This window comes from Pseudomonas sp. NPDC090233, from assembly GCF_044772285.1.
GTDB lineage: Bacteria > Pseudomonadota > Gammaproteobacteria > Pseudomonadales > Pseudomonadaceae > Aquipseudomonas.
Window position 1 is genome coordinate 131,939 of record NZ_JBIVYQ010000004.1, and the last position, 15,821, is coordinate 147,759.

The 15,821-nt window shown below is 64.5% G+C and carries 10 protein-coding genes; 2 read left to right on the forward strand and 8 right to left on the reverse strand.

The window, feature by feature from the left end:
* Positions 1–7: 7 nt before the first annotated feature.
* On the forward strand, positions 8–2,809 hold the full coding sequence (locus ACIQUF_RS11985) for a dermonecrotic toxin domain-containing protein (RefSeq protein WP_403131616.1): 2,802 nt from the start codon (positions 8–10) through the stop codon (positions 2,807–2,809).
* Here ACIQUF_RS11985 and ACIQUF_RS11990 read toward each other — a convergent pair.
* From ACIQUF_RS11990 to glnE, 8 genes are all read right to left on the reverse strand, one after another.
* Positions 2,770–4,212 (reverse strand): lipopolysaccharide kinase InaA family protein, encoded by a 1,443-nt coding sequence (locus ACIQUF_RS11990; protein WP_403131617.1) that lies wholly within the window; start codon positions 4,210–4,212, stop codon positions 2,770–2,772. The two genes, ACIQUF_RS11985 and ACIQUF_RS11990, sit on opposite strands and share 40 nt — an antisense overlap.
* Positions 4,212–4,964, reverse strand: a complete 753-nt coding sequence (locus ACIQUF_RS11995; RefSeq protein WP_403131619.1) for a lipopolysaccharide kinase InaA family protein — start codon at positions 4,962–4,964, stop codon at positions 4,212–4,214. The genes ACIQUF_RS11990 and ACIQUF_RS11995 overlap by 1 nt, the downstream gene beginning before the upstream one ends.
* Positions 4,961–5,695, reverse strand: coding sequence for a lipopolysaccharide kinase InaA family protein (locus tag ACIQUF_RS12000; RefSeq protein ID WP_403131620.1), 735 nt, complete (start codon positions 5,693–5,695; stop codon positions 4,961–4,963). The genes ACIQUF_RS11995 and ACIQUF_RS12000 overlap by 4 nt, the downstream gene beginning before the upstream one ends.
* Positions 5,695–6,501, reverse strand: a complete 807-nt coding sequence (gene rfaP / locus ACIQUF_RS12005) for a lipopolysaccharide core heptose(I) kinase RfaP (RefSeq protein WP_403131621.1) — start codon at positions 6,499–6,501, stop codon at positions 5,695–5,697. Before rfaP ends, ACIQUF_RS12000 begins: the two co-directional genes overlap by 1 nt.
* A complete protein-coding gene (locus tag ACIQUF_RS12010) occupies positions 6,498–7,622 on the reverse strand; it encodes a glycosyltransferase family 4 protein (protein WP_403131622.1) in 1,125 nt (374 codons plus the stop codon). The genes rfaP and ACIQUF_RS12010 overlap by 4 nt, the downstream gene beginning before the upstream one ends.
* Entirely contained in the window at positions 7,622–8,680 is a 1,059-nt protein-coding gene (waaC, locus tag ACIQUF_RS12015) for a lipopolysaccharide heptosyltransferase I (RefSeq protein ID WP_400798138.1), read from the reverse strand. Before waaC ends, ACIQUF_RS12010 begins: the two co-directional genes overlap by 1 nt.
* Positions 8,681–9,730, reverse strand: coding sequence for a lipopolysaccharide heptosyltransferase II (gene waaF / locus ACIQUF_RS12020; protein WP_403131624.1), 1,050 nt, complete (start codon positions 9,728–9,730; stop codon positions 8,681–8,683).
* Positions 9,731–9,849: 119 nt separating this feature from the next.
* A complete protein-coding gene (gene glnE, locus ACIQUF_RS12025; RefSeq protein ID WP_403131626.1) occupies positions 9,850–12,783 on the reverse strand; it encodes a bifunctional [glutamate--ammonia ligase]-adenylyl-L-tyrosine phosphorylase/[glutamate--ammonia-ligase] adenylyltransferase in 2,934 nt (977 codons plus the stop codon).
* Positions 12,784–13,166: 383 nt separating this feature from the next.
* On the opposite strand from glnE, the gene aceE reads away from it, so the two are divergent.
* Complete coding sequence (gene aceE, locus ACIQUF_RS12030; RefSeq protein ID WP_403131628.1) at positions 13,167–15,812, forward strand: pyruvate dehydrogenase (acetyl-transferring), homodimeric type; 2,646 nt, start codon at positions 13,167–13,169, stop codon at positions 15,810–15,812.
* Positions 15,813–15,821 lie beyond the last annotated feature (9 nt).

The window sequence follows — 15,821 nt, forward strand, 5'->3', positions numbered from 1 at the left end:
CAACACCGTGTCCCCCCTGGAACGTATCGAACTTCTGAATGGGCTGGTCCTTGAACTGCTCGCCCAGCTTCCGGTTGCCAGCCCCCAACCACCAGACCGTCGGGCGTTCCACGCCGAGCTGGCGGCGTTTTGGGCTGAACAGGATGCCCAGGGCCTCTCGCGCCGAACGCGCCTGAGCGATTTGCGACGGGCACTGATGCACGCCGAACTGGACCTGCGCCTGGCCGACCAGACCTTGGCGAGCGACCTTTCGGAACTGATGCGCAACTGCCTGGATTATCCTGCCGCCTGGCAACGCCGGCACCAGCCGGTTGCCGAGCGTCCGCAGGTGTATCGCCCGATGCTTGGCCGTAGTCGCCCCCACTGGCGAGCGGCGCTGCCCGGCATGTTCGTGGTGGCACGCGGCAGCGAAGACGGCGTGCCACTTGATCCGCAAGAGGCAACCGGGCCGGTATTGCTGTTCGGCCTGGTTCAGGGGATCGAAGCCTACTCATCGCTCGCGCAACTGCACGTGGAGCTGTGCCAACGCCTGGAAGACCCGATTCAAGGCAGGCCACTGGTGAGCCTGCTGGTAGACGAGGAACGCATCGAAACAGCCTTGCAGGCTGACCGCCTGCGCTACGAATGGTACGCCGACGACCCCTTGCTGGCGCAGGTGGACTGCCTGATCGACGCCCAGCGCCAGCGGGTCAGCCGGGTATGGACAACGCTCTGGGCCTCGACGCCGGTTGACAGCGAGGCGCTGGCGCAAGCCGTGGCGCTGGGGGACGAGGCCGGCAAACGCGCATTGCTCAACACCCGCTACTCAGTCCTGCTCGAACACAACCTGCCCAATTGGTTGCGCACGGCAGGTGATCAGGGCCTTGCGCATATCATGCAGACCATGCAACTGCTGGTCGCCGCCGGCAACAGCGTGGCCGCGCCAGGCATTCTCACCTTCAGCGAGTTTCATCAGCAGCACAGCCTGCGCAACTGGGCCAGAACCAAGGTCGACCACTGCCTGCGCAATGACTTTGCCCTGACGTATCCGGCCTCCGACATTCTGGTTCATGTGGTGCACACCCGTCAGGTAGGGCCGCACGTCAATCCCTTCCATCCGTCGAGCTGGATCACCTGGCGTGGTCTGGAACATGTTGGCGGAGAATTGGTAGAGACCATCCGGGAAACCTATCCGCTGGATGAAATGGCGCTGCGCAACGTGGCATGGTTCGATTATGACTACTGGCTGACCGCGCGCATCAGCCACCGGCATGGCAAGCCGCTGCCAGCCAGCTTGTCAGCCGATTACGTCAAGCGCCTGGTCAGGCGGCTCAACGTCGGCGGCACCTACGCCGAGTTTCTGCAAACCCAGCTCGTCGATGCACCACTTGGCGCCTGGCGTCTTAACGCGCATGCCAGGGTCAACCGTGCGCGCATGGACGCTGAGCTCGCCAAGGCCCGCTATGCCGGGCACCTTGCCAATGACCACAACGAACGCAGCTACCGCTGGGTACAACAGGTGCTGGCCCACCCGCACAATGCGTTACGACCACCGGTGGATGGCCAGCGCCTCATCGTGCGCCAGATTACCCTGCACAACGAGAGCCTGCAGGGCGTGCTGCTGATCAACAGCGATGCCCGCGGCGAAGACGGCTTCGTGCTCTACACCCCTGACGCCCCTGACCGCCGCGCATGGCGCAGCGTGCCAAACACACGCGCGCTGCTGCGCATGATCCGTAAAAAACCTGCGCTCCTGGCCTATGCCATCGACCGTCTGCCACATTCGCCCGCCGACCAAACCCGACGCCTGATACTCAAAGGCGGCCTGGGTACCGCACTGAGAACCCCGGCAGTCGACGACGAATTGTTCTACGCCTACTACATGGCGGCTGTGCGGGGGCTCATGGCGATTGCAAAAGCCAACAGCCGGACTACCGGCGAAACCGATTTACAAAAAGCCATGACCATCGGTTGGCGGCTGCTGGACCTGATTGGCCTGGCTATACCGGCCAGGGTGTTCATCCCGCTTTCACTGGGCCGCATGGCCATCGAAATCTGGGATGGGGTGCAGGCCTACCGCAAGGAAGACATCGACGGGGTGCTGCAACATGTCTACAACGCCTTGAGCCACCTGAATGACGCCACCACCGGTTTCGTCGCCACCGGCGTGATGCGCCGCATGCTGCGCGGCGTGCCAGCACAACCGCCGTTGCCGCTGCCGTCACGGTACAGCGTGATACCCGATGTGGATAACCTGCGCTTTCGCATCGACGGCATCTACGGCGAGGGGGTCTACGAACAAGTCTCCGAATTCGAGGGGCTTACCCAGTACTTCATCCAGGACATACAAGGCCGTCACTACAAGGTTGCCTTCGACGGCCAGCGCTGGCGCGCCATCGACCCCGAACAACCCGATGTCTACCTCCAGCAGCCGGTGAAAAAGCGCGAAAGCGGCGACTGGGTGATCGACTCCCCTGTGCTGTGGTACGACGGCCTTCCCGATCTGGAGAACCTGCTGGAACAGTGCCTGCTGGCTGAACCGCTCAGTGGCGAGCCAATCGACGGCGTCGACGGCCTGTACCAGGCCGACGAACATCTGTATCTGCAGACCGAGGGCGGGCAGCTTCCGCTGCGCCAGCACTTGCTCGCGGGCCGCTTTCACCTGCCGATCCCCAACGCCCACGACGCCGGTGTGGTGCCCTGGGCCGTACTGCGCTGGACCGACGGCCAATGGCAGCTTCGCGTACGCCAGGCGGGGCGCAGCAGTAGCTGGCTGGCGCTGCCTTCGGCCTACTCGGTCAACCGCGGCAACAACCGGTCCAGGCGCTGATGCAAGGCGCTGCCACTCGGCCAGTTGCGCAACAGCCGAGCCCGGTCGCGGGCATAGGCCGGGGCGAAGCTGAGCTGGGTGGCGTGCTGGCACATCGCGTCGAGGTCGATCAGCGACCATTGGCCGTTGTCCCAGAACAGGTTGTGGCCCTTGAAGTCGCCGTGGCTGATACGCTCGCGGATCAGTTGCTGCATCAGTTGGACAAGGGCATCGACCTGCTCTTCGGGTGCGTCGCCATCTTCCACATAGGGCGCGAAGCTCGCCGTGAGGTCGGGGCCATCGGCGTATTCGGTAACCAGATAGGCGCGGCTGCGCAGGCCCATCACGCGCTGTTCATACACCGCCAGCGGGCGCGGTGTGGCGATGCCGAGGAACTCCAGGCGATGGCCTTCGATCCACGAATGCCAGGCCCGGCTCGGGCGCCAGAAGCGTTTGAACCAATGTGCGGTGTTCTTGATGTTGTAACGCTTGAGCACCAGCGTGCGGCCACCGACTTCGATGCGGGCCACACTCGCGGCGCCACCTGTCTTGTACAGGTGGCCTTGATCGATCAGCGAATCGGCGTGTTCGAGCACCGGCAACATCGCCTCGGTTTCACTGCGGCGTATCGCCTTCAGGCCGGACAGCGTGCGCTCGACACTGAACAAGCTGCATTCACGACCGGCCTTTTCCAGGTAGTCCTTCTGGCGCCAGTTGCGCACCTTGTCCACCTGCTTCTGCAACGCTTCCATTGGCAACGCATGCTCGGCGTTGGCCAGCAGGTAATGCACCAGCAGTTCTTCAATGAACGGTTCCAGGCGCTTGGGCAGCTGCGCGAAGAACACCCCGAGGTTTTCCAACACGCGCGCGCGCGACAGCGGCTGGCCGGGGGTTTCGGCCTTGATGCCGGCACCGTCGATCAGGTATAGCTTGCCGCCGTGGCGCAGCAGGTTGTCCAGGTGCAGGTCTTCCTGCCACAGGCCCTTGGCGTGCATGTGCGCCACGGCGGTCAGTGCTTCACCGAGCACCAGGTGCTGCTCGTCAGCCAGCACCGGCAAGCCGGCCACCGCGTCCCAGGCATCGGCCAGGCTCTCGGCGCCGTCGAGAAACTCGAAAAGCAGCCAGCCGCCCTCGCCTTCTTTCAGGCCGTCGGCGAGCAGTTTCGGTGTGGTCAGGCCTTGCTCGGCCAACAGCTTCACACCGTCCAGCTCGCGCTGGAAATGGCGTGGGGCGCTACCGCCCACCAGCAATTTGGCCAACACTGGCGTACCCCGCCACACGCCTGCACCCACGTAGCGCTGGCCCGGCAATACCCGCAGCAGGCTCAGCAGCTGCAACTCGGCGCTGCCCGCGGCATCGGCCAGGGTGATGGACAGCGGCAGCGATGGGCTGCGCCCGGCATCCTTCAATTCAGACAAACGCATCAGCGGGCCTCTTTTTCACGACGGCGTTGCGTCAGGCGTTGCAGCCAGACACCCACCAGCGGTGCATCAGCCGGTTGGCTCAGGTAGGCGGCGAGCAGCTGACGCACGTCCGCCTCGCTCCAGACGCTGGCGCGGCGCAGCAGCGGCTCCAGATCCTTCAGGCGGTCGCGTTTGCCAAACAGCAGCGGCCGGGTCTTTTCCAGGTCGATCAGTTGCGCGTCCCAGCCTTCGCGGCGCTGGCGCAGGAAGATGTGTTTGGGGTAGAAGCAGCCGTGCACCTGCCCCGCGCTGTGCAGCGTGCGCGCCAGCTGGCCACAGGCCTGGAGGATGCCGTTGCGCGCCGCGTCGCTGAGCTGCGGCCACTGGGCCAACAGGCTGTCCAGGTCGCTCCACTCGTCCAGGGCGCGGGTCAACAGGATCGCGCGGTGCTGGCCGGCCTGCTTGCGCTCGCCATAGAACACCGCCTGCAACGCCGGGATGTGCAGCTTCTGGTAGCGGCTGATATTGCGGAACTCGCGGGCGAAGGTCGGTTCGCCGAACGGGCTGTGCAGGGTGCGGGTCAGGTAATCGCTCTGGCGTTTGAGGTAATAGCCTTTGCCTTCAAGCTCCAGGCGATAGACGCTGCTCCAGCCGCCACGCCCGGTGTTGGGTTCGTCCACGGCGTCGAGCTGCAGCGCCCACAGCGCCTCGAAGTCGTTCAGGCCATGGCGTTTGAGCAGCGCGAGGTCCGCGCTGGCCAGGTAGTCGGTCATTCCCTTCCCTCGAAGAAGCTCAGCACCTGGCGAATGCGCCGCTTGTCGCGCGCGTTCAGGCGCTCGCGCCCGCGGTACTGCAGGTAGAAGCGCAGGCGCTGGGTCGCCGTCAGGTGGTATTTGGCGACCTTGTCCAGGCACGCCAGGTCCTTGACCAACCGGTGGCGCCACATGAAGCCGCGCCAGAAATCGCCGGTCGGACAGTCGATGAAGAATAGCGTGCCCTGGTCATCGACCAGCAGGTTGCGCCACTTCAGGTCGTTGTGGGCGAAACGGTGCTCGTGCATGACCCGGGTGTGGCGCGCCAGCTGGCTGCTGACGTGCTCGACCCAGGCGCGGTCGGCCAGGCGCGGATCGTTGCGCTCGGCCAATGCCGAAAGGTCTTCGGTATTGGGCAGCTCGCGGGTGATCATCGCACCCCGGCCAAAGGCCAGGCCATTGCGCTCCAGGCCCCAGGCCACTACCTCGGCGGTGGGAATGCCCCACTTGGCGAACTGCTTGAGGTTCTGCCATTCGGCCTTGATGCGTGGCCGCCCCAGGTAGCGGCGCATGTGTTTGCCAGCCCCGGTGTAGCGTTTGACGTAGTAGTTGACCCCGTCACGCTCGACACGGATGACCTCGCTCAGTGGGTCACGGGTCAGGCGCTCGCCCTGCAGGGCGAACACCGCATCGATACTGCCGAAGTCCGCCGCCAGCTGCTCGTAGCCCGGCGCCAGTGTCCAACCCGCCATCAGAGTGCATCCCCATAGCGTTGCTTGCGGTCGTAGAGTTTCTGCGCCTTGCGCTCCAGCCAGGCGAGCAGTGCGGCCTCTTCAGCGAGCACCTGGCGCAGCGGGCGCTGGAAGTAACCGCGCAGGAAACGCAGCTTGTCGCGCCGGGTCAGGCCGATGTCCAGCGCCGAGAAGTACAGCGCGGCCAGGTCCTTGTCGCGCCAGCGGCGGCTGATTTTCGCGCGGGTTTGCGCGCGGTGCAGGTCGATCACCGACAACTTGAAGTCATCCGGCGTCACCGGGCGGTCGGTGTGCAGCAGAAAGTGGCAGATGTAGCAGTCGCGGTGGTTGACCCCGGCGCGGTGCATGCCGCCGGTCATCTTCGCCACTTCGGCGATCAGCGCACGCTTGAGGCGCGGCTGCGGCGGCTGCTTGACCCAGTCGAGGCTGAAGTCCTCCAGGCTGATGGTCGGCGCCAGCTCTTCGGTGACGATGAACGAGTGCTGGCTGGCCGGGTTGCTACCGCGCTCGCCATAGGCAACCGCGGTCATGGTCGGCACGCCGACTTCATGCAGGCGCTGGATGGCGCGCCATTCCTGGCCGGCACCGAGCACCGGCAGCTTGGCACTGAACAGGTTCTTGAAGATCTCGCCCCAGCCAATACCCCGGTGGATCTTGACGAAGAAGCCCTCGCCATCCACCTCGGTACGCAGCGTGCGGCGCCCTTCCAGCTCGCGGTACACCTCGCCTTGCAGGGCTTCCACGGCGTCGAAGGGATCACGCCCGGCCCACAGGCGCTTGAACGGTTCGGCCAGTATCAGCTTCATGCAGTCTCCTGCCCCAAGATCACATCGGCGGCATGCTGCGGCATGCTGTACAGGTCGGCGGTGTCGGCGAAGGCCAGGCCATTGCGCGACCAGTCGGCGCGCGCCTGCGGGTCTTCGAGCATGCGTTGCAGGTAAGCGTTGAGCTGCTCCTGCTCGAACGGCTCCTCGAGCACCAGGCCGCAGTCGGCCTCGGCGATGTAATGGGCATAGCCGCAGACCTTGGACACCAGCACCGGCAAACCCGCCACCAGGGCTTCGAGCAGCACGGTGCCGGTGTTCTCGTTGTAGGCCGGGTGGATCAGCAGGTCGGCACCCAGCAGGAAGCGCGGAATGTCACTGCGCCCCTTGAGGAACTGCACCTGCTCGCCCAGGCCCAGTGCGGCGCTTTGCAGCTGGAACACCTTGGGGTCGTCCTGGCCGATGACCATCAACCTGGTGCGCTTGCGCAACGCCGACGGCAGCGCGGCCAGAGCCTTGAGGCTGCGGTCGACGCCCTTGGTCTTGAAGCCGGAGCCGATCTGCACCAGCAGCAGGTCGTCATCACTCAGATTGAATTCCTTGCGAAACTCGGCGCGGATCTCGGCGGCATTGGCCGGCGCGCGACGGTCCTGGGAAATGCCTGGCGGCAGCAGGTGGAAGCGCTCCACGGGGGTGCCGTAGTGCTTGATGAACAACGGCTGCTGCACCTCGGAAATCATCAGCACCTCGGTGCGCGACTCTTTGGCAAACACCGCCCGCTCGTACTCGGCGAAATGCCGGTAACGGCCCCAGCGGCGGTACAGGCCGCCGCGCAGGGTCTGGGCCTTGTCCTCAAAGCAGCCGTCGGCGGCGTAGTACACGTCCAGGCCCGGCATCTTGTTGAAGCCGATCAGCCGGTCGACCGGGCGCTTGGCCAGGTCAGCTTCCATCCAGGCGCTGAGCTTCTCGTTGCGGCGGTGGTTGAACAGCGCCTTGACCGGCGCCACCAGCACCTCGAAGCCCGGCGGAATGTCACCTTCCCAGATCAGCGTGTACACGCGGATCTGGTGGCCCCGCTTCTGGCATTCCAGGGCAATGCGCATGAAATCGCGCTGCAGCCCGCCGAAGGGGAAATATTTGTAAAGCACGAAAGCCAGTTGCATCAACGGACATCCTCAGCCAGCAGCAACGCGCTCAAGCGGCTCGCCACATGCTCGGGATTCAGGCGAGTGAAGCACAGCGGCCACTCGCGTTTGAGATCGAACCGGCGCAAGTCATCAGCGCTCGGTTTGTAGGTGCATTTCTTTTGCAGGCACGGGGCACAGGGGAAATCGCTGGCCTGGTGAACCTGCACACGGCCATAGGCGCCGGTCAGGCCAGGGTTGGTCGGCCCGAACAGGGAAATGGTCGGCACGTCCAGCGCTGCGGCCAGGTGGCCAAGGCCGGTGTCCACGGCCACGCAGGCCTTGGCTGCCGCCAGCACACGGGCGACGCCGGCAAGGTTCAATTTGGGGAGTACCTGGCAGTTGTTCAAGCCCTGGGCGATCCGCTCGGCGCGCGCTTTCTCGGCGGGGTTGCCCCACGGCAGGCGTACCTGCAGCTTGCGCCGGCCCAGGCGCTCGGCCAGCTCGCGCCAGTAGGCTTCGGGCCAGTGCTTGGTCGCCCAGGTGGTGCCATGCAGGAACACCACGTACGGCGCGGCCGGCGGCAGTTGCAGGCGGTCGAGGTCGAGGCCGTAGTTGCCGATGCCTTCGGGCAGGTCGTAGGCCAGGGCCATGGCGAACAGCTGGCGCACGCGCTCTACCGCATGCTGGCCGGTGGCGACCGACAGGCGCCGGTCATAGAAGCGGCTGGCCCAGCCTTCGCGGGCCGAATAGCGGTCGAGGCCGGCCACTGGGGCCTTGATGTAGCGCGTCAGCCAGGCCGATTTGACCAGGCCCTGGGCATCGATCACCAAGTCGTACTTTTGCGCGCGCACGCGTTGCTTGAACGCCTTCCACTCGCCGCTCTTGATGGTCTGCCAGATATTCTTGCGCCAACGGCGAATGGCCACCGGGATGACCTGGTCGACTGCCGGGTGCCAGCTGGGGATTTCGGCAAAGCCTTCTTCCACCACCCAGTCGAAACGGATGCCCGGGATCGCGTGGGCGGCATCGGTCAGCGCCGGCAACGTGTGGATGACGTCACCCAGCGACGAGGTCTTGATGATCAGTACCCGCACTTAGTCGACCTCGGCCACGGTATCGATCAGGTTCGGCCCGCCCAGGCTGTGCAGGGCGGCGATGACTTTGCCGGGTTCCAACAGGCGCAGGCAGTTGTAATGGCCGAAGCGGCAGGTGCGGTCGAAGCACGGGCTGCACTCGATGCCGGTGCGCACGACTTCCACCTGCTCGGCCAACGGCGGGGTGAAGCCCGGCGAGGTGGAGCCATAAACCGCCACCAGCGGGCGATTCAACGCCGCCGCCACGTGCATCAGCCCGGAGTCGTTGGACACCACGGCATCGGCGCAGGACATCAGGTCGATGGCCTCGGCCAGCGAGGTTTCGCCCGCGAGGTTGTAGGATTCTTCACGCAAACCCGGGATCAGCCGGTCGCGAATCTGCTCGCCGACCGGGTGATCGTTCTTCGAGCCGAACAGCCATACCTGCCAACCCTGACGGATCATGGCATCTGCCACTTCGGCATAGTGCTCGGCCGGCCAGCGCTTGGCCTCGCCGAACTCGGCACCCGGGCACAGTGCCAGCACCGGACGGTCCAGCGCCAGGCCGAACTTGGCCAGGGCAGCTTCGCGGCTTTGTGCTTCGATTTGCAGCAGCGGGCGTGGGTAAGGCTGCGGCAGCTCAGCACCCGGCGCGTAGGCCAGGGCCATGAAGCGCTCGATCATCAGCGGGTAGCGGGCCTTGTCCAGCTTGCGCACGTCATTGAGCAGGCCGAAGCGCATCTCGCCTCGCCAGCCGGTGCGTTTGGGGATACCGGCGAAAAACGGCACCAGCGCCGATTTGAGCGAGTTGGGCAGCAGGATCGCCTGGTCGTACTGGCCGACCAGGGACTTACCGATGCGCCGTCGCGTGGCCAGCTCCAGCGCGCCGTGGCCGAGCGGGAAGCTCAAGGCCTGGCGCACTTCGGGCATGCGTTCGAGGATCGGCCGGCTCCACTCGGGGGCCAACACATCGATCACGCAGTCGGGGTGCTGCTGTTTCAGGCACTGGAACAGGGTCTGCGCCATCACCATGTCGCCGACCCAGCTGGGGCCAATGATCAGTATTCTCATGCTTAGTCCAGAAACGCTCGGGGAGGCTGCAGACTGCGGTACAGCCTGGCCTCCCCTCTTTATATTCAGGCTATGTGGCGTGCAGTGTACCACTAGGGCCCTGTCACTGCCCTGAACGGTCAGTTCAGCCCCAGCTGCCCCCAGATCCGCCGCACCTCGCGGCGCTCATCGGCAAACTGCGCCGCGTCGATCACCCCGGCCTGCTTCTGCAGGGCCTGCCGATGCGACGCCGAGCGAAACGCCTTGTACACCTCACGCAACAGCACCGCGTCACTGGCCGGCATCAATCCTGCCTGCTCCAGCTCTTCCAGAATGCGGATGTTATCGGTCCATCGAAGTATGGCCGGATGGTCATGGGACCAGGCCAAAGCGGCGTATTGCACCATAAATTCAATATCGACGATACCGCCGGCATCCTGCTTGATATCGAACGCCACGCCGCTATCGAAGGCATTGGCCGCCGTGCCTGCGGCAGTGGCCTTGGTGCCCAGGTTGTCACGCATTTTGGCGCGCATCTCGCTGACTTCGCTGCGCAACTTCTCCAGGTCGCGAGCCTGGCCCAGCACCTTGGCGCGCACGCCTTCGAACGCTGTGGCCACCTGCTTGCAGCCGACCAGCACGCGGGCGCGCACCAGGGCCTGGTGTTCCCAGGTCCAGGCTTCGTTCTGCTGGTAGCGCTCGAACGCACCCAGCGAACTGACCAGCAACCCCGAGGCGCCGGACGGGCGCAGGCGCATGTCGACGTCGTAGAGCTGGCCAGAGTTGGTCTGGGTGGTCAGCAGGTGAATGATGCGCTGGCCCAGGCGGGTGAAGAACTGCGCGCTGTCGATCGGCTTGGCGCCGTCGGTTTCCGCCTGCGGGTCGCCGTCGTGGATGAACACCAGGTCCAGGTCCGAGCCGTGCCCCAGCTCCAGGCCACCGACCTTGCCGTAGCCGATGATGATGAAGCCGGGGTCGCACAGGCTGCCATCGCTGCGCTTGGGCTGGCCGTAGCGGGCCACGGTGTGGCGCCAGGCCAGGGCCAGCACCTGATCGAGGATGGCTTCGGCCAGCCAGGTGAGGTAGTCGCTGACTTTCATCAACGGCAGGTTGCCGCTGATTTCCGAGGCGGCCACGCGCAGGCTGTGGGCCAGCTTGAAGTGACGCAACGCCTCCATTTGTTGTTCGAGGTCGTCCTCGGGGATGCGGGTCAGGCGCTCGCGCAACTCGGCCGCCAGCTCCGGCGCCAGCGGCGGGCTGAACAGCCGGCTTTCGTTGAGCAGTTCGTCGAGCAGCAGCGGGTAGCGGGCCATCTGCTCGGCGATCCACGGGCTGGCCGCGCACAGGGTCAGCAGGCGGCGCAAGGCGCCGGGGTTTTCGGTGAGCAGGACCAGGTAAGCTGAGCGCCGCGCCACCGCTTCGACCAGCGGCAGTACACGCTCCAGCACCAGGTCCGGGTTGTCATGTTCCACGGCCTGGGCCAGCAGGCGCGGGATAAAGGCATCCAGGCGCTCGCGGCCGATGCGCTGGATCGAGCGCAGCTGGGGGCTGGCGCGCAGCGCGGCCAGGCGGCGCAAGGCTTCGGCAGGTTGTGCGAAGCCGGCTTCTTGCAGCTGACGGCCAGCGGCCTCCTCATCCTGCGCCTGCTCCCACAGCGGCGACCATTCGCCGCCCACCACCAGCTCGCCTTCGCCGTCTTCGTCATCCGGGTCGGCGATGACCTGGCGGAAGTGCCAGTCTACGCGGCCGCGCCAGTGCATCAGCTGGTCATGGAAGCTCTGCCAGTCGGTGAAGCCAAGCATGTAGGCCACCCGCACGCGGTCGGTTTCGTCATCAGGGAGCATTTGCGTCTGCCGGTCGGCGATGGCCTGGATGGCATGCTCGGTATAGCGCAGGAACTCATAGCCCTCACGCAACTCCGCGACCACCGCCGGTGGCAGGTAACCTTGGCCTTCCAGGGTAGCCAGCACCTTGAGCAACGGCCGCTGCTGCAGGCTCAGGTCACGCCCGCCGTGGATCAGCTGGAACGCCTGGGCGATGAACTCCACTTCACGGATGCCACCGGCGCCGAGCTTGATGTTCTCGGACATGCCCTTGCGCCGCACTTCCTGCTGGATCAGCTGCTTCATGGTGCGCAGCGCTTCGATCGCCGAGAAGTCCAGGTAACGCCGGTAGACGAACGGGCGCAGCATTTCCTGCAACTGCGCGCCAGCGGCCTGGTCGCCGGCCACCACCCGCGCCTTGATCATCGCGTAGCGTTCCCAGTCGCGGCCCTGGTCCTGGTAGTACTGCTCCAGGGCATTGAAGCTGAGCACCAGCGCACCGGCCGAGCCATAGGGGCGCAGGCGCATGTCGACGCGGAACACGAAGCCATCGACGGTGACCGGGTCGAGCGCCTTGATCAGGCGCTGGCCCAGGCGGGTGAAGAACTCCTGGTTGTCCAGCGAACGCTTGACCCCTTCGGTCTCGCCGCCTTCCGGGAAGGCGAAGATCAGGTCGATGTCCGACGACAGGTTCAGCTCCACCGCGCCCAGCTTGCCCATGCCCAGCACCACCATGTGCTGCGCCTCGCCGCTACGGTTGCCGATTGGCGTACCGAATTGCTGGCAGTGGCGCGGGTACAGCCATTGATAAGCCTCGTCGATGGCGGCGTCGGCCAGGTCCGACAGGTCGCGGCAGGTCTCGCCCAGCTCGGCCTGGCGAGTGATGTCGCGCCAGATGATGCGCAACTGCTGGCGGTTGCGCTCGCGGCGCAGGTTGCGTGCCAGCTCGTCTTCGCTCTGCGCCGCCTGGGCCGCCGCTGCGACATGCCCGCGCAGTTCGCCTGGCGCGTAACGGCGCTCCAGCTCGCCACTGGCCAGCAACGCAAATAATAGGGCGGGGTCGCGCTGGGCCAGGCCGAGGACGAAGTCGCTGGCGGCGGCCACCTGTTCGAACTGCTGCCGATGAGCGGCGCTCCAGGCATTCAGGTCGAGCTCGGGGCGGCTGGCCAGCGCATCCAGCAGAAACTGCTGATTGCGCGCGACCAGTGGTTGCAGGGTGGCAGGCAGTTCGAGCGGCAAAGGCAGGCGCATGGTCTATCCTTGATCGGCGTGAAAGTGAGAGGAAAAAGCGGCCACGGGGACGCTGGAGCACGGTTGGACTGTCGTACAAAAGTTGGAAATAGCTGAAAAAAGATAACTATTGGCAAAAAACATCAACAAACCCCCGCTCATGGCACACCGCCAACCAACATGAACGTTTTTCCTCACAAGCCAAGGTGCGACCAAACGTCGCATTTGTGTAGTTTTACTACTATCCCTGGCGCGCAAAAGCATGAAATGCCGGAGCAAATGTAGTAAAACTACACGCCGCCGGTTCATACCCCGGTAGTCCAAGAATTCACGACGTCTGCCCATAAGGCCAGTCGCAAACTCAGGCCCCCGATTCTGGTGGCCTTTCCGCCCTGGAGCAAGCCATGCAAGACCTCGATCCAATCGAAACCCAGGAATGGCTGGATGCCCTGGAGTCGGTCCTCGACAAAGAAGGCGAAGACCGCGCTCATTACCTGATGACCCGCATGGGCGAGCTGGCCACCCGCAGTGGCTCCCAGCTGCCGTACGCGATCACCACGCCATACCGCAACACCATCCCTGTCACCCACGAAGCACGCATGCCTGGCGACCTGTTCATGGAACGCCGCATTCGCTCGATGGTGCGTTGGAACGCGCTGGCCATGGTGATGCGCACCAACCTGAAGGACTCGGACCTGGGCGGCCACATCTCCAGCTTCGCCTCCAGTGCCACCCTGTACGACATCGGCTTCAACTACTTCTTCCAGGCTCCGACCGACGAACACGGCGGCGACCTGGTGTTCTTCCAGGGCCACGCCTCGCCAGGCGTCTACGCCCGCGCCTTCATGGAAGGCCGCATCAACGAAGAGCAGATGAACAACTTCCGTCAGGAAGTGGACGGCAAGGGCCTGTCTTCGTACCCGCACCCTTGGCTGATGCCTGACTTCTGGCAGTTCCCGACCGTTTCCATGGGTCTGGGCCCGATCCAGGCGATCTACCAGGCGCGCTTCATGAAGTACCTGGAAGCCCGCGGCTTCATCCCGGCCGGCAAGCAGAAGGTCTGGTGCTTCATGGGCGACGGCGAGTGCGACGAGCCGGAATCCCTGGGCGCGATCGCCCTTGCCGGCCGCGAGAAGCTGGACAACCTGATCTTCGTCATCAACTGCAACCTGCAGCGCCTCGACGGCCCGGTTCGCGGCAACGGCAAGATCATCCAGGAACTCGAAGGCGTGTTCCGTGGCGGTGGCTGGAACGTCAACAAAGTCGTCTGGGGCCGTTTCTGGGACCCACTGCTGGCCAAGGACACCAACGGTGCCCTGCAGCGCCGCATGGACGAAGTCATCGACGGCGAGTATCAGAACTACAAAGCCAAAGACGGCGCGTACGTTCGTGAGAACTTCTTCAATACTCCAGAACTCAAGGCCATGGTCGAAGACCTGTCCGACGACGAGATCTGGAAGCTCAACCGTGGCGGCCACGACCCGTACAAGGTCTACGCGGCATACCACCAGGCTGTGAACCACAAAGAGCAGCCGACCGTCATCCTGGCCAAGACCATCAAGGGTTACGGCACCGGTGCTGGCGAAGCCAAGAACACCGCGCACAACACCAAGAAGGTCGACGTCGACAGCCTGCGCCACTTCCGTGACCGCTTCGACATCCCGGTCAAGGATGCGGACCTTGAGAACCTGCCGTTCTTCAAGCCGGAAGAAGGCTCCGCGGAGGCCAAGTACCTGGCCGAGCGCCGTGCAGCCCTGGGCGGCTTCGTGCCACAGCGCCGCGCCAAGAGCTTCAGCGTGCCGACCCCGCCACTGGAAACGCTGAAAGCGATCCTGGACGGCTCGGGCGACCGCGAAATCTCCACCACCATGGCTTTCGTGCGTATTCTGGCGCAGCTGGTCAAGGACAAGGACATCGGCCAGCGCATCGTCCCGATCATCCCGGACGAAGCCCGTACCTTCGGTATGGAAGGCATGTTCCGCCAGCTGGGCATCTACTCGTCGGTCGGCCAGCTCTACGAGCCAGTCGATAAAGACCAGGTGATGTTCTACCGCGAAGACAAGAAGGGCCAGATTCTCGAGGAAGGCATCAACGAAGCTGGCGCCATGTCGTCGTTCATCGCTGCCGGTACCTCGTACAGCTGCCACAACCAGCCGATGCTGCCGTTCTACATCTTCTACTCGATGTTCGGCTTCCAGCGCATTGGCGACCTGGCCTGGGCCGCTGGCGACAGCCGCACCCGTGGCTTCCTGATCGGCGGCACCGCCGGCCGTACCACCCTCAACGGTGAAGGCCTGCAGCACGAAGACGGTCACAGCCACATGATGGCGGGCACCATCCCGAACTGCCGCACCTACGATCCAACCTACGGCTACGAGCTGGCGGTGATCATCCAGGACGGCATGAAAAAGATGACCGAAGAGCAACAGGACATCTTCTACTACATCACCGTGATGAACGAATCCTACCAGCAGCCAGCCATGCCGGCCGGTGTCGAGGAAGGCATCATCAAGGGCATGTACCTGCTGGAAGAAGACACCCGCGAAGCCGCGCACCACGTCCAGCTGATGGGCTCCGGCACCATCCTGCGCGAAGTGCGTGAAGCAGCGAAGATCCTGCGTGAAGAGTTCAACGTCGGTGCCGACGTGTGGAGCGTCACCAGCTTCAACGAACTGCGTCGCGACGGCCTGGCCGTGGAACGCGCCAACCGCCTGAAGCCTGGCCAGAAGCCACAGACCACTTACGTCGAAGAGTGCCTGGCCGGTCGCAAAGGCCCGGTTATCGCTTCCACCGACTACATGAAGCTGTTCGCCGAACAGATTCGCCAGTGGGTGCCGAGCAAAGAGTTCAAAGTCCTGGGTACCGATGGTTACGGTCGCAGCGACAGCCGCAAGAAGCTGCGTCACTTCTTCGAAGTCGACCGCCACTTCGTGGTGCTGGCTGCCCTGGAAGCCCTGGCTGACCGTGGCGAGATCGAACCGAAAGTGGTGGCTGACGCTATCGTCAAGTTCGGCATCGATCCGGACAAGCGCAACCCACTGGACTGCTGAGGAGTATTT